We start from the raw sequence: 25,372 nt of genomic DNA, 5'->3' as shown, positions 1-25,372 counted from the left end.
GTCGTAGCCATACGGCGCCAGCGGGGCGTGTCTGGTGACCGCCGCGCCGACGCCCCAGGTCCTGGAACAAGAGGGTGTCCATGAGATTGAAGCGGCATCGCTGGCGACTACTCGTCAGTACGGTCATCGGTGGCATGGTCGCGGTCGGCCTGCTGCCTGTTACAGCGGAGGCGGCCGCCGGGCCCAACCTCGCGCTCGGCAGACCCGCCACCGCCGGCGGATCGCTGGGCGGCTACCCGGCCGCCAACGTCACCGACGGCAGCCAGGCCTCCTACTGGGAGGGGCCCTCGGGAGCGTTCCCGCAATGGGTCCAGGTGGACCTGGGCAGCAACGTGCCCATCAACGAGGCGTCCCTGAAACTGCCCACCGCTTGGGAGGCGCGCAGCGAGACCCTGAGCGTCCTCGGCAGCACCAACGGGACGTCGTTCGCCACGCTGGCGGCCTCCTCGGCCAGAGCCTTCAACCCGACCGGCGCCAACACAGTGAACATCACCTTCGCCGAGACCACCGTGCGATACGTGCGGGTCCAGGTGAGTGCCAACACCGGCTGGAACGCGGCCCAGCTCTCGGAGCTGGAGGTGTACGGGACGGGTGAGGACCCGGACGACCCGCCCCCGGTCGACGGCACCAACCTGGCCCGGAACAAGCCGATCGAGGCGTCGTCGACGACACAGTCGTACGTGGCGGCCAACGCCAACGACGACAAGGTCGGCACCTACTGGGAGTCCGCGGGATTCCCCTCGACGCTGACGGCGAAGCTCGGCGCCAACGCCGAGGTCCAGTCCGTGGTCGTGAAGCTGAACCCCGATGCGGTCTGGGGAGCCCGCACCCAGAGCATCCAGGTGTGGGGACGTGAGCAGTCCGCGAGCGGCTTCACCTCGCTCAAGGCTCGGGCCGACTACCAGTTCAGCCCCACGACCAACCAGAACACCGTGACCATCCCCGTCACCGGCCGCTACGCCGATGTGCGGCTGGAGTTCTTCTCGAACACGGGAGCCCCCGGTGGCCAGGTCGCCGAGTTCCAGGTGGTCGGAACCGCCGCGCCCAATCCTGATCTGACCGTCACCGACCTGACATGGACCCCCTCCTCGCCGACGGAATCCGACTCCGTCACCGTCAACGCCACGGTCCGCAACAGCGGCACCGCTACTTCGGGCGCGACGACCGTCAACGTGAGCCTGGAGGGCACAGTCGCCGGAACGGCCCAGGTCGGCACGCTGGCCGCGGGTGACTCCACCACCGTGCCGGTGAACGTGGGCAAGCGCCCCGCCGGCAGCTACACGGTGACCGGCGTGGTCGACCCCTCCGACACCATCGCCGAGCAGGACGACTCCAACAACAGCAGAACCGCCGCGTCGAAGCTCGTCGTCGGACAGGCGCCCGGCCCTGACCTCGCCGTCACCGGGATCACCACCAGCCCCGCCAACCCGGCGGTCGGCGCACAGGTCAGCTTCACCGTGGCCGTGCAGAACCGGGGCACGAGCGCGGTCTCCACGAACACCGTGACCCGCCTCGTCGCGGGCAACACCACCCTGAACGGAACCACGGGCTCGATCGCCGCCGGCGCCACGGTCCAGGTCCCCATCAGCGGAACATGGACCGCCACCAGCGGCGGAGCGACGCTCACCGCCACCGCTGACGCCACCGAGGTGCTCACCGAGACCAACGAGGGCAACAACGTGTTCGCCCGCTCCGTCGTGGTCGGACGAGGCGCCGCCGTGCCCTATGTGGAGTACGAGGCCGAAGCCGCCCAGCACAACGGCACGCTGCTGGAGAGCGACACCAAGCGGACCTTCGGGCACACCAACTTCGCCACCGAGTCCTCCGGACGCAAGTCGGTACGCCTGAACTCGACCGGTCAGTACGTGGAGTTCACCTCCACCAACGCGGCCAACTCCCTCGTGGTGCGCAACGCGATCCCGGACGCCGCGGCCGGCGGCGGCCAGTCGGCGACGCTCAGCCTCTACGCCGACGGCCAGTTCGTGCGCAAGCTGAACCTGTCCTCCAAGCACAGCTGGCTGTACGGGACCACGGACGACCCCGAGGGCCTGACCAACAACCCGGGCGGCGACGCGCGCCGGCTCTTCGACGAGTCCAACGCGCTGCTGACTCAGACCTACCCGGCCGGAACGAAGTTCCGTCTCCAGCGGGACGCCACGGACACCGCCTCCTACTACATCGTCGATCTCATCGACCTGGAGCAGGTGGCACCCGCGGCGACCCAGCCCGCGGGCTGCACCTCGATCACCACGTACGGCGCCGTGCCCAACGACGGCATCGACGACACGCCCGCCATCCAGCGCGCGGTGACCGCCGACCAGAACGGTGAGATCGGCTGCGTGTGGATCCCGGCGGGCCAGTGGCGGCAGGAGCAGAAGATCCTCACCGATGACCCGCTCAACCGCGGTACCCACAACCAGGTCGGCATCCGCAACGTCACGATCCGCGGCGCGGGCATGTGGCACTCACAGCTGTACACCCTCACCCCGCCCCACCAGGCGGGCGGCATCAACCATCCGCACGAGGGCAATTTCGGCTTCGACATCGACGACAACACGCAGATCTCCGACATCGCGATCTTCGGCTCGGGCACCATCCGGGGCGGCGACGGCGGGGCCGAGGGCGGCGTGGGCCTGAACGGCAGGTTCGGCAAGAACACCAAGATCAACAATGTCTGGATCGAGCACGCGAACGTCGGCGTCTGGGTCGGCCGCGACTACTCCAACATCCCCGAGCTGTGGGGGCCCGGCGACGGGCTGGAGTTCAGCGGGATGCGCATCCGCAACACCTACGCCGACGGCATCAACTTCGCCAACGGCACCCGCAACTCGACCGTCTACAACTCCTCCTTCCGCAACACCGGCGACGACGCCCTCGCCGTCTGGGCCAGCCGCTACGTCAAGGACCCGTCGACCGACATCGGCCACGACAACTCCTTCCGCAACAACACCATCCAGCTGCCCTGGCGCGCCAACGGCATCGCGATCTACGGCGGTTACGGGAACAAGATCGAGAACAACATCATCGCCGACACCATGAACTACCCCGGAATCATGCTGGCCACGGACCACGACCCGCTCCCCTTCTCGGGGCAGACCCTGATCGCCAACAACGCGCTGCACCGCACCGGCGGGGCCTTCTGGGGCGAGGCACAGGAGTTCGGCGCCATCACCCTCTTCGCCGCCGCCTACGACATCCCGGGCGTGACGATCAGGGACACCGACATCCATGACTCCACCTATGACGGCATCCAGTTCAAGAACGGAGGCGGATCGGTACCGGGCGTGCAGATCCAGAACGTCAAGATCGACAAGTCCAACAACGGCTCCGGCGTTCTCGCGATGAGCGGCGCCAGAGGCAGCGCGACGCTGACGAACGTCGACATCACCAACTCGGCCCAGGGCAACGTCCTAATCGAACCCGGGTCCCAGTTCGTGATCAACGGTGCCACGCCCTAAGGCGTGTTGAGCGCCGATCACCCCTTCCACTGAAGCGTGCCCCGTCGTCCGTTCGGGCGACGGGGCCGAGATCGGGGACAGATGAGAACCCAGCACTGGAGATCGCGGAGCCTGTGCGCCGTGATCGTGACCAGCCTCCTGGCCTTGGGCACCACGACACTGTCGGCCTCCGCCGCCGGAGGCCCCAACATCGCCCTGGGCGACCCCGCGACAGCCAGCGGCACACACACCGGCTACGGCGCCGCCAATGTGACGGACGGCAACCAGGCCACCTACTGGGAAGGTGCGGGCTCCGCCCTGCCCCAGTGGGTCCAGACCGACCTCGGCACCACCACCCGGGTGGACGAGGTCGTCCTGAAGCTGCCCGCCTCCTGGGAGAGCCGGAACCAGACCCTGTCCATCCAGGGCAGCAGCGACGGCACGAGCTTCTCCACCCTGAAGACGTCCGCCACTTACTCCTTCGACCCCGGCGCCGCCAACACCGTCACCGTCGCCTTCCCGGCCTCCCAGACCCGCTACGTACGGGTCAACATCACGGCCAACACCGGCTGGCAGGCCGCCCAGCTCTCCGAACTCGAAGTGCACGCCGCCGACGGTTCGAGCGGCAACCTCGCTTCCGGCAAGACCCTGACGGCCAGCGGCAGCCAGAGCGGCTACGGCACCGCCAACGCCAACGACGGCGACAAGGCGACGTACTGGGAGAGCACCAACAACGCCTTGCCCCAGTGGCTCCAGGCCGACCTCGGCTCCAGCCTGAGCATCGACCGCGTCGTGCTCCGCCCGCCCGACGGATGGGGCGGGCGCAGCCAGACGCTCAAGGTCCAGGGCAGCACCAACGGAACCACCTTCACCGACCTGACCGCGTCCCAGGCGTACCCCTTCAACACCGCGAACGGGCAGTCGACGTCGATCACCTTCAACCCCACGACCACGCGGTACGTGAGGATCCTGGTCACCGCCAACACCGAGCACCCGGCGGCGCAGATCTCCGAACTGGAGATCTACGGACCCGCCACCGGCGACACCCAGCCGCCCACCGCGCCCGCCAACCTGGCCTACACACAGCCGGGCACGGGCCAGATCAGGCTCACGTGGACGGCGTCGAGCGACAACACCGGTGTCACCGGCTACGACATCTACGCCAACGGTGAGCTGCTCACCACCGTCGACGGTGACGTGACCACCTTCACCGACAACCGCCCGGCGAGCCAGACCGTCTCCTACCGGGTGCGCGCGAAGGACGCCGCCGGCAACCAGTCGGGGGACAGCAACACCGTCACCCGTATCGGCGAGTCCGGAGACACCCAGGCGCCCACGGCGCCGACGAACCTCCAGTACACCGAGCCCGCGGCGAACCAGATCAGGCTCACCTGGACGGCGTCGAGCGACAACACCGGGGTGACCGGCTACGACATCTACGCCAACAACACCCTGCGGGAGAGCGTGGCAGGAAACGTCACCACGTTCACCGACACCCAGCCGGCCTCGGCGACGGTGACCTACCAGGTGCGTGCCAAGGACGCCGCGGGCAATGTGTCCGGGCCGAGCAACTCCGTCACCCGAAACGGCAGTTCCGGTGGTTCGAACCTGGCGATCGGCAAGCCCATCGAGGGCTCTTCCACCACCCAGACGTTCGTGGCGACCAACGCCAACGACAACAACGTCGCCACCTACTGGGAGTCGGCCGGTTTCCCCTCGACGCTGACGACGAAGCTGGACGCCAACGCCGACATCACCAGCGTCGTGGTCAAGCTCAACCCGGACGCGGCCTGGGGAGCCCGGACGCAGAACATCCAGGTCCTCGGGCGTGAGCAGAGCGCCTCGGCGTACACCAGCCTTGTCGCGGCCCGCGACTACTCCTTCAGCCCGTCCTCGGGCGCGAACACGGTCACCATCCCGGTCACCGCGCGCGTCGCCGATGTCCAGCTCCGTTTCACCTCCAACACCGGCGCGCCCGGTGCGCAGGTCGCGGAGTTGCAGGTCATCGGAGCCCCGGCCCCGAACCCCGACCTCGTGGTCACCGGCCTGACGACCGCTCCGGCCTCGCCGGTGGAGACCGACGGGATCACTGTTTCGGCGGTCGTCCGCAACGACGGCACCGCCGCCGCGGCCGCCAGCAGTGTCGCGCTGCGGCTGGGCGGCACGAAGGTGGCCTCGGCCGATGTCGGCGCGCTCGCCGCGGGTGCGCAGACCACGGTCAGCGCCTCCATCGGGGCCCGTGACGCGGGCACCTACCAGCTGAGCGCGGTCGCCGACGACGGCGAGCGGGTCATCGAGCAGAACGAGAGCAACAACACCTACACCCGCCCCACCTCCCTGGTGGTGCGGCCGGTGGACAGCTCCGACCTGGTCGTCTCCTCCGTGGCGACCTCGCCCTCCAGCCCCTCGGCCGGGCAGAACGTGTCGTTCAAGGTCACCCTGAAGAACCAGGGAACGGTGGCGTCCGCGGGCGGCAGCCACGGCCTGACCCTGTCGCTGGTCAACTCCTCCGGAAACACCGTCAAGACCCTCACCGGTGCCTACAGCGGCGCCATCGGCGCGGGTGACACGGCCTCCGCCGTGGACCTGGGACCGTGGACCGCGGCCAACGGCTCCTACACGGTCAAGGTCACCGTCGCAGACGACGCCAACGAGGTCCCCGTCAAGCGGGAGAACAACAGCACCTCTCAGCCCCTGTTCGTCGGCCGCGGCGCCAACATGCCGTACGACATGTACGAGGCGGAGGACGGTGCCGTGGGCGGTGGCGCGGCGGTCGTCGGGCCCAACCGCACCGTCGGTGACATCGCGGGCGAGGCCTCGGGCCGCAAGGCGGTGAATCTGGACGCGACCGGCGAGTACGTCGAGTTCACCACCCGCGCCTCGACCAACACCCTGGTGACCCGCTTCTCCATCCCGGACGCGGCGGGCGGCGGCGGCATCAACTCCACCATCAACGTCTACGTCGACGGAGCCTTCAAGAAGGCGATGCCGCTGACCTCCAAGTACGCCTGGCTGTACGGGGCGGAGGCCTCTCCCGGCAACTCCCCGTCCGCGGGCGGACCGCGGCACATCTACGACGAGGCCAACATCTTCCTCGACGAGACGGTGCCCGCGGGCAGCAAGATCCGGCTGCAGAAGGACGCCGCCAACACCTCCACCTACGCGATCGACTTCATCAACACGGAGCAGGTCGCCGCGGTGCCCAACCCGGACCCGGCCCGCTACGTGGTCCCGGCCGGCTTCACCCACCAGGCCGTGCAGAACGCCCTGGACCAGGCGCGCATGAACACCGCGTACGAGGGTGTCTACCTGCCGCCGGGCACCTACGAGACCAGCAGCAAGTTCCAGGTCTACGGCAAGGCCGTCAAGGTGATCGGCGCCGGGCCCTGGTACACCAGGTTCCACGCCCCCGCCGCACAGGAGAACACCGACGTGGGCTTCCGCGCCGACAACACCGCGCAAGGCTCGGTGTTCCAGGGCTTCGCTTACTTCGGCAACTACACCTCGCGCATCGACGGACCGGGCAAGGTCTTCGACTTCGCGAACGTCGCGAACATCACGATCGACAACATCTGGAACGAGCACATGGTCTGCCTCTACTGGGGCGCCAACAGCGACCGGATCACCATCGAGAACTCCCGGATCCGGAACATGTTCGCCGACGGCGTCAACATGACCAACGGGTCGACGGACAACCACGTCACCAACAACGACGCCCGGGCCACCGGCGACGACAGCTTCGCGCTGTTCTCGGCGATCGACGCGGGCGGCGCCGACATGCTCAACAACGTCTACGAGAACCTCACCACCACCCTGACCTGGAGAGCGGCGGGTATCGCCGTCTACGGCGGCTACCGCAACACGTTCCGCAACATCCATATCGCGGACACGCTGGTCTACTCCGGCATCACGATCTCGTCGCTGGACTTCGGGTACCCGATGAACGGCTTCGGGACCGAGCCGACGACCTTCGAGAACATCTCCATCGTCCGGGCGGGCGGCCACTTCTGGGGCAACCAGACCTTCCCCGGCATCTGGCTGTTCTCCGCCTCGAAGGTGTTCCAGGGCATCCGGGTGAGCAACGTCGACATCGTCGATCCCACCTACAGCGGGATCATGTTCCAGACGAACTACGTCGGCGGCCAGCCGCAGTTCCCGATCAAGGACACCGTCCTCACGGACATCTCCATCACCGGCGCCCGCAAGAGCGGCGACGCCTACGACGCCAAGTCCGGCTTCGGTCTCTGGGCGAACGAGATGCCCGAGGCGGGCCAGGGCCCGGCGGTGGGTGAGGTCACCTTCAACGGCCTGACCATGAGCAACAACGCGGTGGACATCCGCAACACCACGTCCACGTTCAGGATCATCAACAACCCCTAGCGCCGAACCAGCACTTCGGCATGGCACCGGGGCCCAGAGCGATGGGTCCCGGTCGCCGTTGTGCCCTGTGACAGCCGCCTACGTTCGGAGTCCTGTCGCTCATTTACGAAATCAGCGCGAGATCTTGCGTTCAGTTGTCGTGGGTGGTTGAGTGTGCCACGCCTCGCAACGCATCAGTGATGGGGCGATTCCCACGTTCATGCCCGAAGGGGGCCACTCATGAGAAGTGCCCGGATCCGCCGTGCCCGCCGCACAGTTGCGGCCACTCTCGTTTCCGCGCTCACGCTGACCGCACTCGCCGCCTGCGGCACCAGCAGTAACGACAGCGACGACGAATCCGGGAACAACGCCTCGGCTGACCCGTCCGCGCCTCTGGACCCGAAGACGAAGGTGACCATCACCATCGACTGCATGCCCCCCACGGCGAAGGCGGCAGAGCTCAAGGAGTGGAAGGAGGACGTCGCCGAGTTCAACAAGACCTACCCGAACGTCACGATCGAGGGCCGGTCCACTCCCGGTCAGTGCCTGGAGCCGCCGCGGTTCACCGCCATGCTCAAGGCGAAGTCGCAGCCGGACGTCTTCTACACCTACTTCACCGACCTGCCGCAGGTGCTCGACCACGACGGCGCGGAGGACATCACCGCTTACGTCAATGACCAGACCGTGCCCCTGCTCAAGGACATCGACCCGAACGTCCTGGGCTCGCTCCAGCACGAGGGCAAGCTCTACGGCCTGCCCACCAGCAACTACACGATGGGCCTGCTCATCAACCGCAAGCTGTTCAAGGAGGCCGGCCTCGACCCGGACAACCCCCCGCGCACCTGGGAGGAGGTCCGCACCGCGGCCAAGAAGATCGCCGACCTCGGCGACGGCATCGCCGGGTTCGGCGAGTACAGCGCGGGCAACACCGGCGGCTGGCACTTCACCGCGCAGATGTACAGCGTCGGCGGCGACGTGGTGGACGCCGGCGGCAAGAAGGCCGCGTTCAACACCGACCTCGGCAAGCAGGTCGCCGAGAACCTCCACGCCATGCGCTGGGAGGACGACAGCATGGGCAAGACCCAGCTGCTGAAGTGGGGCGACCTGCAGAAGCAGATCGCCACCGACAAGCTGGGCATGTTCCTCGCCGCCCCCGATGACATCGCCTACATGGTCCAGCAACTCGGCGCCAAGTACGAGAACTTCGGCATGGGCCCGATACCCGGTGGCAAGAGCACCCTGGCCGGCGGCAACAACTACATGATCAAGGAGGGCATCTCCTCCGACAAGATCAAGGCCGCCATAGCCTGGCTGAACTTCAAGAACCTCACCGTCGGCAAGGGCCAGTTCGAGTGGGAGCGCACCAAGGCCGACAAGCTCCCCGTCGGCGTTCCGCAGCCCAACTTCTGGCTGAACGAGTCGAAGACCAAGGACGACGCCGCGCGCGCCGAGCACGCCACCATGCCGGTCGCCAACTTCAAGACGTTCATGGACAACCCCGTCGCCGGCAAGGCCGAACCGCCGAAGGCGCAGGAGGTCTACAAGATCCTCGACAACGTCATGTCCGGCATCCTCACCAACAAGGACGCCGACATCGACAAGCTCCTCGACACCGCGGAGTCACAGGTCAACCAGGTCCTGGCCAACCAGTGACCGACCTCCCGGCAGGGGCGGGCCCCGTCACCCCGCCCCTGCCGGGAACGCCGCGCCCACCACCGCGGCCCACGACCACGCGGCCCCCGCGAGACAGCAACCCGGCCATCAGCACCAAGGAGCGACGATGTCGGCCCCGAGCCTGACCCCGACCAAGGGGAACACTCCCCGCCCCTCGACCCACAAGAGGGCGGGCTCAGCACCACAAGGCGGCCGGTTCGCCAAGGAGTTGCGCCGCAACCTCACCGCCCACGGCTTCCTCATCGGCGCGGTCCTCTGCTTCGCGTTCTTCTCCTGGTACCCGATGATCAGGGAGTTCCTGCTCGCCTTCCAGAAGACCGAGGGCGGCGACACCACCTGGGTCGGCCTGGACAACCTCCGCACCGTCTTCAACGACCCCGCCTTCTGGCAGGCCTGGCGCAACACGGTCCTGTTCACCGTGCTTGCCCTGCTGCTCGGCTTCGTCGTCCCGTTCGTCGTGGCCATCGTCATCAACGAGTTCCAGCACGGCCAGGGCTACCTCCGGCTGCTGGTCTACCTCCCGGTGATGCTGCCCCCGGTCGCCTCTGTGCTGCTCTTCAAGTACCTCTACGATCCCGGGTACGGCCTGCTCAACGAACTGCTCGGCTTCCTCCACCTGCCCGCGCAGCAGTGGCTCCAGGACCCCGACCTGTCCATGCTCTCCGTGGTCATCGCCGCGACCTGGATGAACATGGGCGGCGCCACCCTCATCTACCTCGCCGCGCTCCAGGGCATCCCCGGCGAGCTGTACGAGGCCGCCGAACTCGACGGCGCCGGCCTCTTCCGCAAGATCTGGCACGTCACCATCCCGCAGACCCGCCTGATCCTGTCGCTGATGCTGCTCATGCAGGTCATCGCCACGATGCAGGTCTTCGTGGAGCCCTTCCTGCTCACCGGCGGCGCCGGACCCGAAGGGTCCACCACCACCGTCGTCTACCTCATCTACCAGTACGCCTTCAACTTCAACAACTACGGTGCCGCGGCGGCGCTCGGCCTGCTCCTGCTCGTACTGCTCGCCGCGTTCTCGGCGGCATACGTCAAGCTCAGCCGCGCCGACGACGAGTAGCCCGGGGAGACCACCATGTCCACGCGCACCCTCATCTCACCGGCCCAACTCGCCAAGCCCCGCGGCAAGTTCCTCTACTGGGCCACCTTCACCATCGTGATCGGCGGCTTCACCCTGGTCTTCCTCGGCCCGCTGTACTGGCTGGTCTCCAGCGGCTTCAAGGACACCCAGGAGGTCATCCAGACCCCGCCGACCCTCGTCCCGGACTCCTTCACACCGGAGAACTACAGCCGGGCGTGGGACGTCATGGACCTGTCCACCCTGCTCCTGAACACCCTCTTCTACGCCTTCGGAGCTCTCGCCTTCCAGCTCGTCCTGGACGTCGCCGCCGCCTACTCGCTGTCCCGGCTGCGCCCGGTGCTCGGCAAGGCCATCCTCGGCATGATGCTGGCCACGCTGATGATTCCGGCGACCGTGCTCGTGGTACCGCAGTACCTGACCGTGCTCGACGTGCCGATCTTCGAGCGGAACCTGCTGAACACCCCGTGGGCGATCTGGCTGCCGTCCGTGACGAACGCCTTCAACATCTTCCTGCTCAAGCGTTTCTTCGACTCCATTCCCAAGGAGCTGCTCGACGCGGCCGCCATGGACGGCGCGTCCCCGATGCGCATCCTGTGGTCGATCGTCCTGCCGATCTCGCGGCCCATCCTGGGCGTGGTCTCGATCTTCGCGGTCGTCGGGATCTGGAAGGACTTCCTCTGGCCCATGCTCACCCTGCCCGACCCGGCCAAGCAGACCCTGAACGTCGGTATCTACTCGCTGTCCAACGGCGTACCGGTGAACGTCCTGATCGCCGCCCTGACCATCGCCTCCGTACCGACCCTGCTCATCTTCCTGATCTTCCAGCGCAACATCATGAGCGGCCTCACCGCCGGCAGCCTCAAGGGCTGACACCGGGGGCCGGCCATCAGCCAGGCGCGCTCACTCACCATGAAGCCTTCGCCGCCGTCCCGTCGAAACCATGCCCCGCCGCATCCGGGACGGCGGCGAAGAACCAGACCTGCCCGAAAGGACCGTCACGTGGCAGCCCCTCATTCGCCCCGCACCGACGACTGGTGGCGCGATGCCGTCATCTACCAGGTGTACCCGCGCAGCTTCGCCGACGGCGACGGCGACGGCACAGGTGATCTCGCGGGCGTCCGAGCGAGACTGCCCTACCTCGCCGAACTCGGTGTCGACGCCGTGTGGTTCACACCGTGGTACGCCTCCCCGATGGTCGACGGCGGCTATGACGTCGCCGACTACCGTGCCATCGACCCGGCCTTCGGCACCCTCGACGAGGCCGAGAAGCTGATCGCCGAAGCCGCCGCGCTCGGCATCCGCGTCATCGTCGACATCGTGCCCAACCACGTCTCCGACCGGCACCCCTGGTTCCAGGACGCCCTGGCGGCGGGCCCCGGCAGCCCCGAGCGCGCCCGCTTCCACTTCCGCCCGGGCCGCGGCGAGAACGGCGAACTCCCGCCCAACGACTGGCCGTCGGAGTTCTCCGGCACCACCTGGACCCGAGTGCCGGACGGCGAGTGGTACCTCCACCTGTTCACCCCCGAGCAGCCCGATCTGAACTGGGCGCACCCCGAAGTCCGCCGGGAACACGAGGACATCCTGCGCTTCTGGTTCGAACGCGGCGTCGCGGGCGTACGCATCGACTCCGCGGCCCTGCTCGCCAAGGACCCCGCCCTCCCCGGCTTCGAGAAGGGCGTCGACCCCCACCCGTACGTCGACCTGGACGAACTGCACGACATCTACCGCTCCTGGCGGTCGATCGCCGACGAGTACGGCGCCATGTTCGTCGGTGAGGTCTGGCTGCCCGACGCGGAGCGCTTCGCCCGCTACCTCCGCCCCGACGAACTGCACACCGCGTTCAACTTCAACTTCCTCACCTGCGCCTGGGAGTCGAAGCGACTGCGCGCCGTCATCGACGCCACCCTCGCCGAACACGCCCCGGTCGGGGCGCCCGCCACCTGGGTCCTGTGCAACCACGACGTCACCAGGACCGTCACCCGCTACGGCCGTACGGACACCGCCTTCGACTTCGCGACCAAGGCCTTCGGCACCCCCACCGACCTGGGCCTGGGCACCCGCAGGGCCAGGTCGGCGGCCCTGCTGACCCTGGCCCTGCCCGGCTCGGTCTACCTCTACCAGGGCGAGGAGCTGGGCCTGCCCGAGGCCGACATCCCACGCGAACGCATCCTCGACCCCATGCACTTCCGCTCCGGCGGCACCGATCCCGGCCGCGACGGCTGCCGCGTACCGCTCCCTTGGGCCGCGGAGGCCCCTTACGCGGGCTTCGGCACCACCGCGCCGGGCGAGCCGTGGCTGCCGCAGCCCGAGGACTGGACGACGTACGCGGTGGACCGGCAGAGCCTGGACCCGGCCTCGATGCTCACGCTGTACCGCGAGGCGCTGCTCATCCGCCGCTCCACCCGCGGCTTCGGCGACGGCCCCATGACCTGGCAGCCCACCGAGGACGGAGTCCTGGCCTTCAGCCGTCCGCAGGGCCTGGTCTGCGTGGTCAACTTCTCCGCCAGGCCCGTCGAACTGCCCCCGCACCGCGAACTGATCCTCGTCAGCGACCCGCTCGACGACGACGGCCGCCTGCCTCAGGACACGACGGCATGGATCCGCGTGTGACCGTTCACGGCACGACGACGATCTTGCGCCCTTGTCCGGAGGCGAACTGCTCCAGTGCCTGCGGGTATTGCGCCAGCGGCAGTCGGTGGCTGATGAACACCTCAGGATCGAGCACCCCGTTGGCGAACAGTTCGGCCGCGCGCTCATAACTGTGCAGTACCGCCATGGAGCCGGTGATGGTGATCTCCTGGTTGTAGATGCGGTACGGCGAGATGGTGGCCGTCGTCGCGTAGTCGGAGACACCGAACTGGAGGAACGTGCCGGCCTTGGCGACCCGTTCGAGTCCGTCCTGGATGGCGGCGGCATTGCCGGTCGCGTCGACGACGACGTCCCAGCCGGCCGGCCGTTCCAATTCGTCGGCCGAGAGCGCCGTCCGGGAGGAGCCCAGCTTCTCGGCCGTCGCCAGCCGCTGCGGATTGACGTCGACGACGTCCACCGACGCGGCTCCGGTGCGCTTGGCCAGCTCCAGCATCATCAGGCCCATGGTGCCGCTGCCGTAGATCAGCACATGGGAGCCGAGCCTGCTCCTGAGCACGTCGTAGCCGCGCACGGCGCAGGACAGGGGCTCGATCAGGGCCGCGTCCTGGACGTCCACATGGTCGGGCAGGCGTACGCAGTTGGCGACGGGGGCCACCGCGTACTCGGCGGCGCCACCGGCCACGGTCACCCCGATGGCCCGCCACCGGTCGCACAGGTTGTTGCGGCCGACCCGGCAGTAGCGGCACTCGTTGCAGTACAGCGAGGGGTCCACGGCGACCCGGTCACCGAGCGCGAGTTCGGTGACCTCGCTGCCGAGGCCCACCACCTCGCCGGCGAACTCGTGGCCGGGCACGATCGGCAGCGTCGGCGCGAACTCGCCCTGGAGGATGTGCAGATCGGTCCCGCACAGCCCGCAGGCCGCCACATCGACCACGACCTCGCGCGGCCCGGGAGTGGGGTCGGGCACCGTGGTGACGGTGACCTTGCCGGGGGCTTCGATGACGGCGGCTTTCACTTGACTGCTCCTAGGGACAGGCCGCGGACCAGTTTGTCCTGGGCGGCGAAACCGGCGATGAGGACCGGAAGGGAGACCAGCGTGGCCGCGGCGCAGAGCCGGGCCAGGAAGAGGCCCTCACTGGTGATGAAGCCGACCAGGAAGACCGGCGCGGTCGAGGCGTTGGTCGCGGTGAGGTTCACGGCGAACATGAACTCGTTCCAGCTGAAGATGAAGCAGATCAGCGAGGTGGCGGCGAGCCCCGGCATGGCGACCGGCGCGACGATCCGCCACAGCACGGTGAGCAGCCTGGCGCCGTCGACCTCGGCGGCCTCCAGGATCTCCTTGGGCACCTCGGCGAGGAACGAGCGCATCATCCACACCGCGATCGGCAGATTCATGGCGGTGTAGAGGATGACCAGCGTCCACACGTTGTCCAGCATCCCGGCGTCCTTGACGATCAGGTAGATCGGCAGCAAGGCCGCGATGGCCGGGAGGAACTTCGTGGACAGGAAGAAGAACATCACGTCGGTCCACTTCTTGACCGGCTTGATGGACAGCGCGTAGGCCGCGGGCACCGCCAGGGCGAGCACCAGCAGGGTCGAAATGATGCTCGCCATCGCCGAGTTGAGAAGGAACGGGGTGACGTCCCGGCTGAACAGCAGCTTGTACTGGTCGAAGGTGACCGGGGCGAACGGGGTGGGCGGATTGGTCGCCGCGTCCGCCTCCTGGTGGAAGGAGGTGAGCACCATCCACGCCACCGGTGCGAAGAACGCCAGCGTGGCGAGCCAGGTGACGAACGTCCACAGAGGGGACAGCCGGGGCGAGCCGTTGCGGTCGTCCTTGCGGCGGACGATCTTCTTCAGGCGCGCGCCGGGCGCGGCCGTGGCCGGGTGAGTCGCGGCGTGGGTCATCGGGACACCTCCTCGCGGAACAGCGACGCGATGGTGCGCAGCGCGAAGGTCGCGATCACGATCGAGCCGAGCACGACGACGACTCCGGCGGCGGCCGCCTGGCCGTACTCGTACTTGCGGAACATGGTCAGGTAGATCTCGTAGGGCAGGTTGGTCGTCCGGGAGCCCGGACCGCCCTGGGTGATGGTGTAGACGGCATCGAAGGTCTGCACGACGTAGATCGTGCCGAGCAGGATGCCCAGTTCGATGTACTGGCGCAGATGCGGCAGGGTGACGAACCGGAAGGTCGCCATGGCCGAGGCTCCGTCGACGCGGGCCGCCTCCAGGACGTCACCGGGCTGTGCCTGCAGACCGGCCAGGAGGATCAGCATCATGAACGGCGTCCACTGCCACACCAGCGACAGCACGACCGCGGGCATGGGGTAGGAGGACACCCAGTCGATCGTGGGGCCGTTGTCCGCGCCGAACAGGCGGTAGACGGCGTTGAGGGTGCCGTTGAGCAGTCCGTAGTCCGGGTTGTAGAGGGCGTGCTTCCACAGCAGCGCCGCCGCGACGGGCATCACCAGGAACGGCGCGATGAGCATCGTCCGGGCCAGTCCGCGGCCCAGGAAGCGGCGGTCGAGCAGCATCGCCAGACCGAGGCCGAGGACCACGCTGATGAGCACCACGGACGCGGTGAGGACGATGGTGTTGAGCACCGCCGTCCGCAGGCGCTCGTCGGTGAAGACGAACGAGAAGTTGGACAGGCCGACGAAGTGCCGCTCGCCCGGCCTGAGGATGTTCCACTGGAAGGTGGAGATGACGATCGTGGCCACGAAGGGGAGTTGGGTGACGACGACGGTGAAGACGAGCGCCGGCAGCAGCGGGAGGCGGCGGCGCCACTGGCCGCTTCCCTTGGACATGCGTCGGCGGGTGGGCGGCGGTGCGGTCTTGGGCGGAGCGGTGAGCGTGGTCATGGACTTTCCTCTGCCGGTGACGGCCGGGGTGGGAGAAGGTGCCCGGCCGGCGCTGGGGCCGGCCGGGCGGTTGGAGAGGGTCACTGATAGTTCTTCGCGACGTCCTCGGCGAGCTTCTGGCCGTCGTTGAGCGCGTCGTCCACATCGGCCTTGCCGGCGATGGCGGCGGAGATCTCCTGGGTGACCTTGGTTCCCAGGTCCTGGAACTCGGGGATGGCCACGTACTGCACACCCACGGTCGGCCTGGGCTGCATGCCGGGGTTGGCCGGGTCGGCCTGCTCGATGGACTTCAGGGTGATGTCACCGAACGACGCGGCGGCCTTCTGGTACTGCGGGATCTCATAGGTGCTGGCCCGCTTGCCGGCCGGGACCCGCGACCAGCCGAGCTTCTCGCCGACCAGCTTCTCGTACTCCTTGCTGGAGGCCCACAGCATGAACTCCGAGGCGGCGTCGGCCTTCTTCGTGGTCTTGGGCATGGCCCACGCCCAACTCCACAGCCAGCCGCTGCTCTTGGTCTCGACGGTCGGCGCGTAGGCGTAGCCGACATGTCCGGCGATCTTGCTGGAGGCGGGGTCCTCCAGCGATCCGGCCGCGCTGGTCGCGTCGTACCACATCGCGACCTTCTTCTGGCTCATGGCGTTGAGGCACTCGGTGAAGCCGGCCTGGGCCGCTCCGGCCTCGCCGTGCTTCTTGACCAGGTCGACGTAGAAGTTCGTCGCCTTCTTGAACTCGGGGCTGTTGACCTGGGGCTTCCAGTCCTCGGTGAACCAGGTGCCGCCGAAGGTGTTGACCACGGTCGTCAGCGACGCCCCGAGTTCGCCCCAGCCGGCCAGACCGCGCAGACAGATGCCGCGCATGCCGGGTTCGGCGCCGTCGACCTCGGCCGCGATGTCGGCGATCTGCTGCCAGGTGGGGCGCTCGGGCACCGTGATGCCCTTCGCCTTCATGACGTCCTTGTTGTACATCAGGAAGGACGACTCACCGTAGAACGGCAGGGCGTAGAGCTTGCCGTCGGAGCCGGACAGCGAGGTGACCATCGGCTTGAGCAGGTCGGCCTTGTCGAAGCCCGCGTCCTTGTCGGCGTAGGAACTGAGCTCGTGCAGCCAGCCGTTCTTCTCCCAGATCGGTACCTCGTAGGCGCCGATGGTGGCCACGTCGTACTGGCCGGCCTGGGTGGCGACGTCCTGGGTGACCTTGTCGCGCAGTTCGTTCTCGGGAAGGATCGTGAAGTTCACCTTGATACCGGTGTCCTTGGTGAAGGTGTCCTTCGTGAGCTTGGCGATGTCCTCCATCTGCGGGTTGCCGACCATCAGCACGTTGATGCTGCGGTCGCCGTCCCCGGAGCCCGTCGAGCCCCCGGCCCCGCTGCAGGCGACCAGCACCGAGCCCGCGGCTGTCGCCGTGATGAGAGCGTGGACCATTCTTCGTGTGCGCATGACTGACTCCAGGAGTGTTTCGGGGCATGGGGAACCAGGCCCCCGGACGTGCGGGGTCGGGAGACGGATGTGAACTGCGGCTCAGACCCTGATGACTTCAGGGCCCAGTAGTGAGTAGCGGTGGGCTTCGGTGGCGGACAGCCCGGCGTCGGTGACGATCGCCTCGAACTCCGTGACCTCGGCGAAGCGGCAGAAGCTCGCGGCGCCGAACTTGGTATGGACCCCGGAGAAGATCTGACGTCTGGCGGTGCGCAGGACCTGGGACTTGACCTCGCTGACCGCAGGATCGGGGGTGGTGAGCCCGTGCTCGCGGGAGATGCCGTTCGCGCCGACATACGCCAGGTCGATGACGAAGCCGGAGAGCATGCGGGTCGCCCAGTGGTCGACCGTGGCCAGCGTCCCGCCGCGGACCCGGCCGCCGAGCAGCAGCACGGTGATGTTCTGGGCGGAGGCCAGGCCGCCGGCGGTGGCCAGCGACGAGGTGACGACGGTCAGCGGCCGGTCGCGGGGGAGGGCCGCGGCGATGAGCTGCGGGGTGTAGCCCTCATCGATGAAGACGGTCTCGGCATCCCCGAGCAGGGCGGCCGCGGCGGCCGCGATCCGCACCTTCTCGGGGACGTACATGGTCGTACGCGAGGCGAGCGTGGTCTCGAAACCCGCGCTCTCCACGGGATAGGCGCCGCCATGAGTGCGCCGGACCAGCCCCTGCCTCTCCAGGAGGTTCAGATCGCGCCGCACCGTCTCCTTGGAGACGTCGAGGTCGACCGAGAGCTGTCCGACATCCACGCATCCGGAACGGCGTGCCGTTTCCAGGATCCCGCGTCTTCGTTCATGGGCGTCCACGGCGACACCTCCGTTTCCCGGCTCTGGGCGCTGTCCCGCGCCGACTGCTTTACCGAGCCCGGCCCCCGCTCGGGCTCTGGTGGCCAAATTTCTACAAGGGGAAAGCGGGTGCGGCCAGGTTGGTCGTGGCACAGTTCACGACCGAATGTGCCCGTTTGCCGAAGCGCGGAGCCCCTGAGCGACGGGCTGAAGGGCCTGGCGGCGCGGGTAGCGGATGCCCGTGTGCCCGTCCGGGAATGCCCGATCCCTGCCCATTCACTTCCGGGCGGGGGTGTGCGACCGGCGAGATCCGGTTTCAGCCACTAGTTAGAACCTGTCACTAAGGTTCTTGACTCTTGCTATGTTTTCGCGTTAGAACATCTAACGAACGGCAAGGTCTCTAGCTCCCACTGGAGGGGAATCCCATGAGCGCGACATCCATGTCACCCATGCGTCAGCACCGGCGTGTGCCCCTGGCGGTGACGATCTCCGCGTGGGCGGCGCCTGTCATGGTGGTCGGGCAGTTCGCCCTGCTCGCGGCGGTGCCGATCGTGATCGCCCTGCTCCGGGCCCGTGATCGGGCGGTGCGCCGCGCGGCCGGGCTGGTCGCGGCGGTCTATGCGATCCCCCTCGTGATCTGGCTGACGCGGCCCGACGGCGCCCCGAGCCTGTCGAAGGACCTACACCCCGTGTTCCTGGGCCTCATCCCTGCCGCTTCGGCCGTTCTCATCGTGGCCGTTCACCGGGCCGGCCGCCGCTGAACGCACCGTCAGAAGCCCACCTGCCCGCCGCCCAGCGCCGCGCGCACATTCGATCGCTCACTTACAAGGGGAATGCCATGCTGAACATCCGCACCGCCACCGCGCTCGCGATCTCACTCGCCGTCACCGGTGTCCTCGGTGCCGCCGCCCTGCCCGCCTCGGCTCATCCCGGACCGTCCCGCCCCGGCGCCCCGACCTGTCGCGGGGAGGGGGTCGACCCCGCCGCCAAGATCCGCTACTCGACCGACGTGGTGATCGACGCGTCGATCGAGACGATCTGGAAGCTGCAGACCGACGTCGAACGCTGGCCCGCCTGGCAGTCGCCCGTCCTCAGCGCCGAGCGCCTCGACCCCGGACGGCTGCGCGAGGGTTCGGCGTTCCGCTGGACGACGCCCGCACCCGCCACGCCCAGCACCCCCGAGACGACGCTGGAAATCACCTCCACCGTCCAGGAGCTGAAGCGGCACAAGTGCTTGCGGTGGACCGGGCCGGCGGTCGGTGAGGGGCTGCGTATCGATGAAGGAGTCCACGTGTGGACCTTCACCAAGGTCAAGGGCGGCGTCCGTGTCCGCACGGAGGAGACCTGGACCGGTGAGCAGGTCGAGGCGGATGTCCCGCTCGCGACCGAGATCCTCGGGATGGGCCTGGAGGGGTGGCTGGACGACCTCAAGGCCGCGGCGGAGGCGCGGGGTTGACGATGTGCCGACCGGGCAGACGCAGCGAACCGCGTCTGCCCGGCGGCCAGTTGCGGACCTACAGGGGACGCACGGTGAGGATCTGCTCGGCGTGGCCGACAGGTCCGTCGATGTCGTGCAGGACGCTGCTGGTGAGCCCCTGTCCCGTCGGGCCGAAGGTGACGGTGGTGTCCAGACCGGTCCACGGGCCCCGTGGCTGCCGGTGCAGATGGATCGTCAGGTCGAGGTTGGGGAACATCCACGCGGTGGGATCCTGCTGCACGGCGACGCCGTTGGCCGTGTCGACGAGCGCGATGTACGAGGCGAGGGTGGTGCTCGGCTCACCCGCCACCAGGTCGAGGGGCGACGACACCCAGGCCGCCGCGCGGCCCCTGCGGGACGGAGGCATCCGGCGGACGTCGATCGATGAGACGTAGCCCCCGTTCCACTCCTCGTCCATCGCCCAGGGAGTGAGCTCCTCGGGGGCGGGGAGCCGCTCGTGGGGGCTGTCGGCCACGGACGAGGTGTCCAGGGATGCCAGCAGCCAGGCGCGGGCGCGGACGACCGGGCGACCGTTGATGACCACCGTCGCTTCGAGGAGTTCGATGGTCCGGCCGGGGCGAACGGTTTCGACGGCTATCTCGCACTCGTCGAGGGCGAGGCGGCCGAGGATGTCGTAACTGATCCTCGCGAGCGTCAGATTCCCGGGACGGTCGGCGAGGTGCTGCTCGATCGCGTGGACGACAAGCCCTGCGAGCGGACTGAAGTGCTGCTCATCCGTCTGCCATGCACCACCCGCGTGAGCCGTGGGCTTGTAGGTGTGCTCGCCTGTCCGCTCGTAGTAGCTGTCACGCGCGACGATGCCGGTGGTCACGGGATCCGTCTCCTCGGATGGGAAAAACCTAGGGATTGATGTATCTATCACGCATCAGGGTGGGGCGCGGGCCGCGGCCCCCTAGGGCCTGTCGTTTGGATCAGTCCGGCGTCGCGGGCCGCTCGGGCCAGCCGGACTGCACCCTTCCTGCAGCCGGCCTGATCCAAACGACAGGCCCTAGTGCGCGAAGAGGGTGCTGGCCAGGATCACGTGGACGGCGGTGCCGCCGAGGATGCTGAGCAGGGCGTTGCGGCGCCAGAGGTGCAGGCCGACGGTGGTGCCGAGCGCGGCGAGGGGGGTCGCGGCGCGAGCCTCGGTCAAGGGGAGGTCGTGCAGGCAGTACGCGACCAGGATGATCATGACGCCGGCGGGCATGCGGGTGCTGAGGTACTGAACGGTGCCGCTGGCCCGCAGCGGGGCGAGTGCGGCGAACGGCAGGGCACGCAGCGCCCAGGTGACGGCGGCGGCGACGCCGATCGCGGCGATGGCGTAGGTGGTGTCAGGCATGGCACGGCTTCCTGCTCGTGGTGAGGCGACGGGCCAGGAGTCCGGCGGTGAACAGGGCGAAGGCGGCCGGCAGCATCTGGCCCGGGAAGAGCAGGCGGGCAGCCAGGGCGCTCAGTACGGCGAGGAGCGGCGTCGGCAGGTCGCCGCGGAGATCGCGTACGGCGTCGATCGCGAGGACGGTGAACAGGGCGGTCAGGGCGAAGTCCAGGCCCGTGACGCCGGCTGGGATGAGGGAGCCGAGGAGCGCGCCGGCCGTCGCGCTCCCGGCCCAGTACAGGTGCAGCAGGAGTTGGAGGCACAGGATCCGTCGGCTGGTCCAGGAGCGGGCCTGCTCGCCGCTGGTCAGCGCATACGCCTCGTCGCAGAGCGCGAACGTGCTGTACGTCTTGCCGAGGCGGCCCGCTACCCGGTGCAGCGGGAACGACAGTGCGTAGAAGACGTGCCGGACGTTCACCATGAGGGCCGCGAGCGCGATCGACGCCAGCGGAGCCACGGCAACGACCAGGCCGATCAGCAGGAACTCGAACGAGCCGCCGAAGACGAGCGCGGCCGACAGGCCCGCCCACCACCAGTCCAGACCGGACTGGACGCACAGTGCTCCGAAGGCGAGACCGAGCGGAACGAACCCCAGGCCGACCGAGGCGGTGTCACGGAGTGCGACACGGGCATCCGACGGCATCCCGGCTGGCGGGGGAGGCGCAGCGAGAGCGGCAGGACGTGTTTGCATAAGGACATTTTAGAAGGATTCGCCGCTCATATGGTTTCGTATTGTGGCCCTATCCTGGATTGATGAGCAATGATGAGAGCCTGGATGCCGTAGATCGAGAAATTTTGTTTCATCTGCGCCAGGACGGGCGGCTGACGAACGTGGAACTCGCCAAGCGGGTCGGCCTGACTCCGCCGCCTTGTCTGCGCCGGGTGAAGCGCCTGGAGGAGACGGGCGTCATCGCCGGCTATCGGGCCGTCATCGACCCCACGGCCACGGGGCGCGGACTGGAGGTCCTCGTCGACGTCGAGATCTCCGCCCAGGACCGCAAGAGCTTCGAGGAGTTCGAGGCGACCGTCTCCTCCTACGAGGAGGTCATCGAGTTCCGCCGGATGTACGGCCGCCCCGACTACTTCATCCGCGTTGCCGTCGCCGACCACGCGGCCTACGAGACCTTTCTCACCGGCAAGCTCAGCGGCCTGCCCGCAGTCCTGCGCCTCACCTCTCACCTGACCATGAAGAAGATCAAAGGGGAAGGGTGAGCACTGGCCTTCGCGACACCATCTGGCGCAGTAGGCCGCCCCGGTTCCTGTTGTCCCGGCCGTGCCGGGATACTTGCGGGGTGTTGTTGACATGGATCGCCGAGGTGGCGGACGAGCCGCTGGTGCTGGAGCCGGCTGACCGGCGGGTGGAGTGGGAGACCAACACCTGGTGGCTGAACGCGGGGGACGACGACCGGCAGGCGTTGACCGTTCCTGAAGTGGTTGCCGCCTTCGAACGGACCGCTGAAGGCATTCGCCTGCGCATCCGCGAGATGGGCTTCGCCGGGGTGGCGACCTTCTACGTATGGCATGACGAGCAGGCCGGGCAGCTTCGGTGCTCGACCGGGACGGTGGCCGCGGACCAGCTGCCCTTTGGCGGGGCGTACGTCCCAACTGGCGATCTTGGGCAGGTCGTTGAGGGCTTTCTGAGCGACCGGGAGCCGGGCGTGGTGGCTTGGGCGGACCTGGAGGACGTCCAGGAGGAGTCAGAGGCCTGGCGTGAGCAGGAGGCCCGGCCCTTCCCTGTCTGGGTTCGCGGCGTCGGAGGCCGCTGATACCGGGGACCGGAGGGCGTGGTCAGGTCAGCCGTTGCGTGGGGCGACGAGGCCGGACTCGTAGGCGATCACCACGAGTTGGGCTCGGTCGCGGGCGTGGAGTTTGGTCATCGCGCGGTTGATGTGGGTCTTCGCGGTCATCGGGCTGATCACCATGGTGTCGGCGATCTGGTCATTGGTCAGGCCCTGTGCGGCCAGGGCGACCGCCTCGCGTTCGCGGCCGGTCAGCTCCGCCAGTGCGGCGCCCGTCGCGGTGGGGAGGGGCTGGGCGACGTAGCGGTGGATGAGCTTGCGGGTGATGGACGGGGCGAGCAGGGCGTCGCCGCGGGCGGCGACCCGTACGGCGTGCAGGAGGTCCTCCGGCACGATGTCCTTGACCAGGAACCCGGCGGCGCCGGCCCGCAGCGCCTCGAAGACGTACTCGTCCATGCCGTAGTTGGTCAGCATGACCACGTGTACATCGGCCAGGGCGGGGTCCGCGGCGATGCGGCGGGTCGCCTCGATGCCGTCCACGACCGGCATCTGGATGTCGATGAGTGCCACGTCGGGAAGATGCTCCGCGGCGAGCGCCACCCCCTGTTCGCCATCGGAAGCCTCGGCCACCACCTCGATGTCGTCCTCCAGGTCGAGCAGCGCGCGGAAGCCGCTGCGGATGAGTGGTTGGTCGTCGACCAGCAGGACACGGATCATGAGGCTCGTTCCACGGGAAGTTCGGCCTGGACGGTGAAACCGTGCTCGGCGCGCGGTTCGGCACGCAGACGGCCGCCCAGCGCGGTGACGCGTTCGCGCATGCCGAGCAGCCCCAGGCCGGGGACCGTGGCGCTGTCGGGGGTGGCCTTGCCGTCGTCGTCGACCTGGATGGACAGCGCGTCGGGTCCGTACTGGATCCGGACCGTCGCAGTGGTGGCACTGGCATGCCGGGCGGTGTTGGTCAGGGCCTCCTGGACGATGCGGTAGGCGGTGCGTCCCACAGCGGCCGGCACGTCGTGCCGTTGCCCGTCGACGGTCAGCGTCGCTTGCAGGCCCATGGAACGGGCGCGCTCCACCAGCTCCGGCAGGTGTTCGAGGCCCTGGGGCGGGGTCGTGTCGTCGTCCCGCAGGGCTTCGAGGGTCGCGCGCAGTTCCCTCGTCGCCTCACGGCCGGCCGATTGGATCGCCAGCAGTGTGTCGGGCACCTGCTCGCCGCGCCTCCTGGCCACGTGGACGGCGACCTCGGACTGCACCTTGATGATCGAGATCTGGTGGGTGAGGGAATCGTGCAGCTCCCGCGCGATGTGCAGCCGCTCCTCGTCCGCGCGGCGCCGAGCGGTCTCCTCCCGGGTGCGCTCGGCCTCCTCCGCCCGGCGCTCGGCCTGCCGCAGTGCCTCCCCGGCGGAGAAGGCCGCGATCAACCAGGCGATCTCCAGTACGTTCCGGGCCTGCGTGAACGCCTCGCGGGCCGGCCCGTCGTGGAAGAGCAGGGCGGTGAGCGGGAGAACGACGAGCAAGGACACGGATGCCGCCACGATCAGGGCACGATGCCCGGCCCGCACGGCGCCGTAGACCGCGACCAGGTAAGGGACGGCGAGCACTTCAAAACCCGCCGCCTCATACCCCACCGCGCACACGCCGGTGACGGCCAGCACGGCGATCGGAGCCCTGCGGCGCGCGACCAGCGCCAGCCCGCCCGCCGCCAGCAGCACGACGCCCAGCAGTCCGCCGTTCCCGTCCGGGTGCTGCCCGGACAACCCGGTGCCCAGCAGCAGTGCCGCCACACCGATGGCGATCGCCCAGTCCATGGCACCTGCCGGGACGCGAATCCGCCCTGTGTCCATGCGCGCACCCTAGCCGGGCCGCGGGCGCGGGCGAATCCCGCCTGTGGACGAGCGGACGACTACCGCAGCCGTGGTACCGGTCCGTGGCCTGCCGCATCCGTGGCAGTCACCTGCCATGTAGACGGCAGGCCGAAGACACCGCATCCGCCGGACGACCGGCGGTGCGGTCGGCAGGCACGCTCAAGGCACAGCGAAACCACGGATTTCGCCGCGCACTTTGCGATGTCGAAGTGCGATGTACGAAGGAGGAGAGCGGCATGAGCGCAGCAGAGGTTCTGATGGTGGCCGCCGAGGGCGGGGCCATCGGGGATGGACGGACGGGCGCCAACCTGGCCCTCGGGGTCGGACTGATCGGCGTGATCATCGGAGGGTTGGCCCTGGCCCGCCTCGGCGGACGGATCAGCACGGGCAACGCGCGGGTCGGCGCCCTGTCGGCCATGGCGGTGGGGCTGGTGGGCGTGGCCCTCGCGGTGCTGCATCTGGCGACCTCCAGCGGTGGCCCCGGCACCGGCAACGGGATGGTGGGAGCCGTCCTGGCCGTCCCCCTGGGGCTGACCGCCATGGCTCTTGGCTGGCGGGCTCGCACCCGCTCCCTGCGCGGTGAGCGGGCCGTCGACGGCTTCGAGCCCTCGCGGGGGCTCGGATCCACCTGATGAGCAGCGCCGGGACCTG

21 protein-coding genes are annotated in these 25,372 nt (G+C 68.5%); 11 read left to right on the top strand and 10 right to left on the bottom strand.

Translation table 11 applies throughout. The annotated features are described in order from the left end of the window. Positions 1–80 precede the first annotated feature (80 nt). From STRCI_RS01050 to STRCI_RS01025, 6 genes are all read left to right on the top strand, one after another. Positions 81–3,458, top strand: coding sequence for a CARDB domain-containing protein (locus STRCI_RS01050; protein ID WP_269656860.1), 3,378 nt, complete (start codon positions 81–83; stop codon positions 3,456–3,458). An 81-nt stretch (positions 3,459–3,539) separates the two neighbouring features. After that, positions 3,540–7,817, top strand: coding sequence for a discoidin domain-containing protein (locus tag STRCI_RS01045; protein WP_269656859.1), 4,278 nt, complete (start codon positions 3,540–3,542; stop codon positions 7,815–7,817). 219 nt (positions 7,818–8,036) lie between these two features. Continuing rightward, the gene (locus STRCI_RS01040; RefSeq protein WP_269656858.1) at positions 8,037–9,449 is read left to right on the top strand and encodes an ABC transporter substrate-binding protein; all 1,413 of its coding nucleotides are present in this window, start codon (positions 8,037–8,039) and stop codon (positions 9,447–9,449) included. A 127-nt stretch (positions 9,450–9,576) separates the two neighbouring features. Continuing rightward, positions 9,577–10,536 carry a carbohydrate ABC transporter permease gene (locus STRCI_RS01035; protein WP_269656857.1) on the top strand — a complete coding sequence of 320 codons (960 nt, stop codon included), beginning with the start codon at positions 9,577–9,579 and terminating at the stop codon, positions 10,534–10,536. Positions 10,537–10,551: 15 nt separating this feature from the next. Beyond that, positions 10,552–11,427, top strand: a complete 876-nt coding sequence (locus STRCI_RS01030; protein ID WP_269656856.1) for a carbohydrate ABC transporter permease — start codon at positions 10,552–10,554, stop codon at positions 11,425–11,427. A 129-nt stretch (positions 11,428–11,556) separates the two neighbouring features. Further along, entirely contained in the window at positions 11,557–13,167 is a 1,611-nt protein-coding gene (locus STRCI_RS01025; protein ID WP_269656855.1) for a glycoside hydrolase family 13 protein, read from the top strand. Positions 13,168–13,171: 4 nt separating this feature from the next. Here the strand turns inward: STRCI_RS01025 and STRCI_RS01020 are convergent, their stop codons facing one another. The 5 genes from STRCI_RS01020 to STRCI_RS01000 form a co-directional block, all read right to left on the bottom strand. Then, entirely contained in the window at positions 13,172–14,161 is a 990-nt protein-coding gene (locus tag STRCI_RS01020) for a zinc-dependent alcohol dehydrogenase family protein (protein WP_269656854.1), read from the bottom strand. Beyond that, positions 14,158–15,054: a carbohydrate ABC transporter permease gene (locus STRCI_RS01015; protein WP_269656852.1), complete on the bottom strand. Its 897-nt coding sequence runs from the start codon at positions 15,052–15,054 to the stop codon at positions 14,158–14,160. The genes STRCI_RS01020 and STRCI_RS01015 overlap by 4 nt, the downstream gene beginning before the upstream one ends. Beyond that, positions 15,051–16,010, bottom strand: a complete 960-nt coding sequence (locus tag STRCI_RS01010) for a carbohydrate ABC transporter permease (RefSeq protein ID WP_269656851.1) — start codon at positions 16,008–16,010, stop codon at positions 15,051–15,053. The genes STRCI_RS01015 and STRCI_RS01010 overlap by 4 nt, the downstream gene beginning before the upstream one ends. 80 nt (positions 16,011–16,090) lie before the next feature. Then, on the bottom strand, positions 16,091–17,446 hold the full coding sequence (locus STRCI_RS01005) for an ABC transporter substrate-binding protein (RefSeq protein ID WP_269656850.1): 1,356 nt from the start codon (positions 17,444–17,446) through the stop codon (positions 16,091–16,093). An 81-nt stretch (positions 17,447–17,527) separates the two neighbouring features. Then, positions 17,528–18,289: a DeoR/GlpR family DNA-binding transcription regulator gene (locus STRCI_RS01000; protein ID WP_269656849.1), complete on the bottom strand. Its 762-nt coding sequence runs from the start codon at positions 18,287–18,289 to the stop codon at positions 17,528–17,530. A gap of 404 nt (positions 18,290–18,693) precedes the next feature. Between STRCI_RS01000 and STRCI_RS00995 the strand changes: the two genes are divergently transcribed. After that, positions 18,694–19,029, top strand: coding sequence for a hypothetical protein (locus STRCI_RS00995; protein WP_269656848.1), 336 nt, complete (start codon positions 18,694–18,696; stop codon positions 19,027–19,029). A gap of 77 nt (positions 19,030–19,106) precedes the next feature. Further along, positions 19,107–19,724, top strand: a complete 618-nt coding sequence (locus STRCI_RS00990) for an SRPBCC family protein (RefSeq protein ID WP_269656847.1) — start codon at positions 19,107–19,109, stop codon at positions 19,722–19,724. 58 nt (positions 19,725–19,782) lie between these two features. Here the strand turns inward: STRCI_RS00990 and STRCI_RS00985 are convergent, their stop codons facing one another. From STRCI_RS00985 to STRCI_RS00975, 3 genes are all read right to left on the bottom strand, one after another. Further along, a complete protein-coding gene (locus STRCI_RS00985; protein WP_269656846.1) occupies positions 19,783–20,577 on the bottom strand; it encodes a thioesterase family protein in 795 nt (264 codons plus the stop codon). Positions 20,578–20,754: 177 nt separating this feature from the next. Continuing rightward, entirely contained in the window at positions 20,755–21,084 is a 330-nt protein-coding gene (locus STRCI_RS00980; RefSeq protein WP_269656845.1) for a branched-chain amino acid transporter permease, read from the bottom strand. Beyond that, positions 21,077–21,811 carry an AzlC family ABC transporter permease gene (locus tag STRCI_RS00975; RefSeq protein WP_418953298.1) on the bottom strand — a complete coding sequence of 245 codons (735 nt, stop codon included), beginning with the start codon at positions 21,809–21,811 and terminating at the stop codon, positions 21,077–21,079. The genes STRCI_RS00980 and STRCI_RS00975 overlap by 8 nt, the downstream gene beginning before the upstream one ends. Before the next feature lie 62 nt (positions 21,812–21,873). Here STRCI_RS00975 and STRCI_RS00970 point away from each other — a divergent pair, with 62 nt between their 5' ends. Together STRCI_RS00970 and STRCI_RS00965 are read left to right on the top strand one after the other, a co-directional pair. Further along, positions 21,874–22,332, top strand: coding sequence for an Lrp/AsnC family transcriptional regulator (locus STRCI_RS00970; RefSeq protein WP_269656844.1), 459 nt, complete (start codon positions 21,874–21,876; stop codon positions 22,330–22,332). Positions 22,333–22,412: 80 nt separating this feature from the next. Then, a complete protein-coding gene (locus tag STRCI_RS00965) occupies positions 22,413–22,886 on the top strand; it encodes a hypothetical protein (protein ID WP_269656843.1) in 474 nt (157 codons plus the stop codon). A gap of 27 nt (positions 22,887–22,913) precedes the next feature. Here the strand turns inward: STRCI_RS00965 and STRCI_RS00960 are convergent, their stop codons facing one another. Together STRCI_RS00960 and STRCI_RS00955 are read right to left on the bottom strand one after the other, a co-directional pair. Next, the gene (locus STRCI_RS00960; RefSeq protein WP_269656842.1) at positions 22,914–23,576 is read right to left on the bottom strand and encodes a response regulator; all 663 of its coding nucleotides are present in this window, start codon (positions 23,574–23,576) and stop codon (positions 22,914–22,916) included. Next, positions 23,573–24,700, bottom strand: coding sequence for a sensor histidine kinase (locus STRCI_RS00955; RefSeq protein WP_269656841.1), 1,128 nt, complete (start codon positions 24,698–24,700; stop codon positions 23,573–23,575). The genes STRCI_RS00960 and STRCI_RS00955 overlap by 4 nt, the downstream gene beginning before the upstream one ends. A gap of 257 nt (positions 24,701–24,957) precedes the next feature. Here STRCI_RS00955 and STRCI_RS00950 point away from each other — a divergent pair, with 257 nt between their 5' ends. After that, a complete protein-coding gene (locus STRCI_RS00950; RefSeq protein ID WP_269656840.1) occupies positions 24,958–25,353 on the top strand; it encodes a DUF6223 family protein in 396 nt (131 codons plus the stop codon). Positions 25,354–25,372: the final 19 nt, after the last annotated feature.

Source organism: Streptomyces cinnabarinus (assembly GCF_027270315.1).
Taxonomy (GTDB): domain Bacteria; phylum Actinomycetota; class Actinomycetes; order Streptomycetales; family Streptomycetaceae; genus Streptomyces; species Streptomyces cinnabarinus.
Note: the sequence above shows the minus strand (reverse complement) of the source record. Positions and strands in the feature narration are given on the sequence as shown.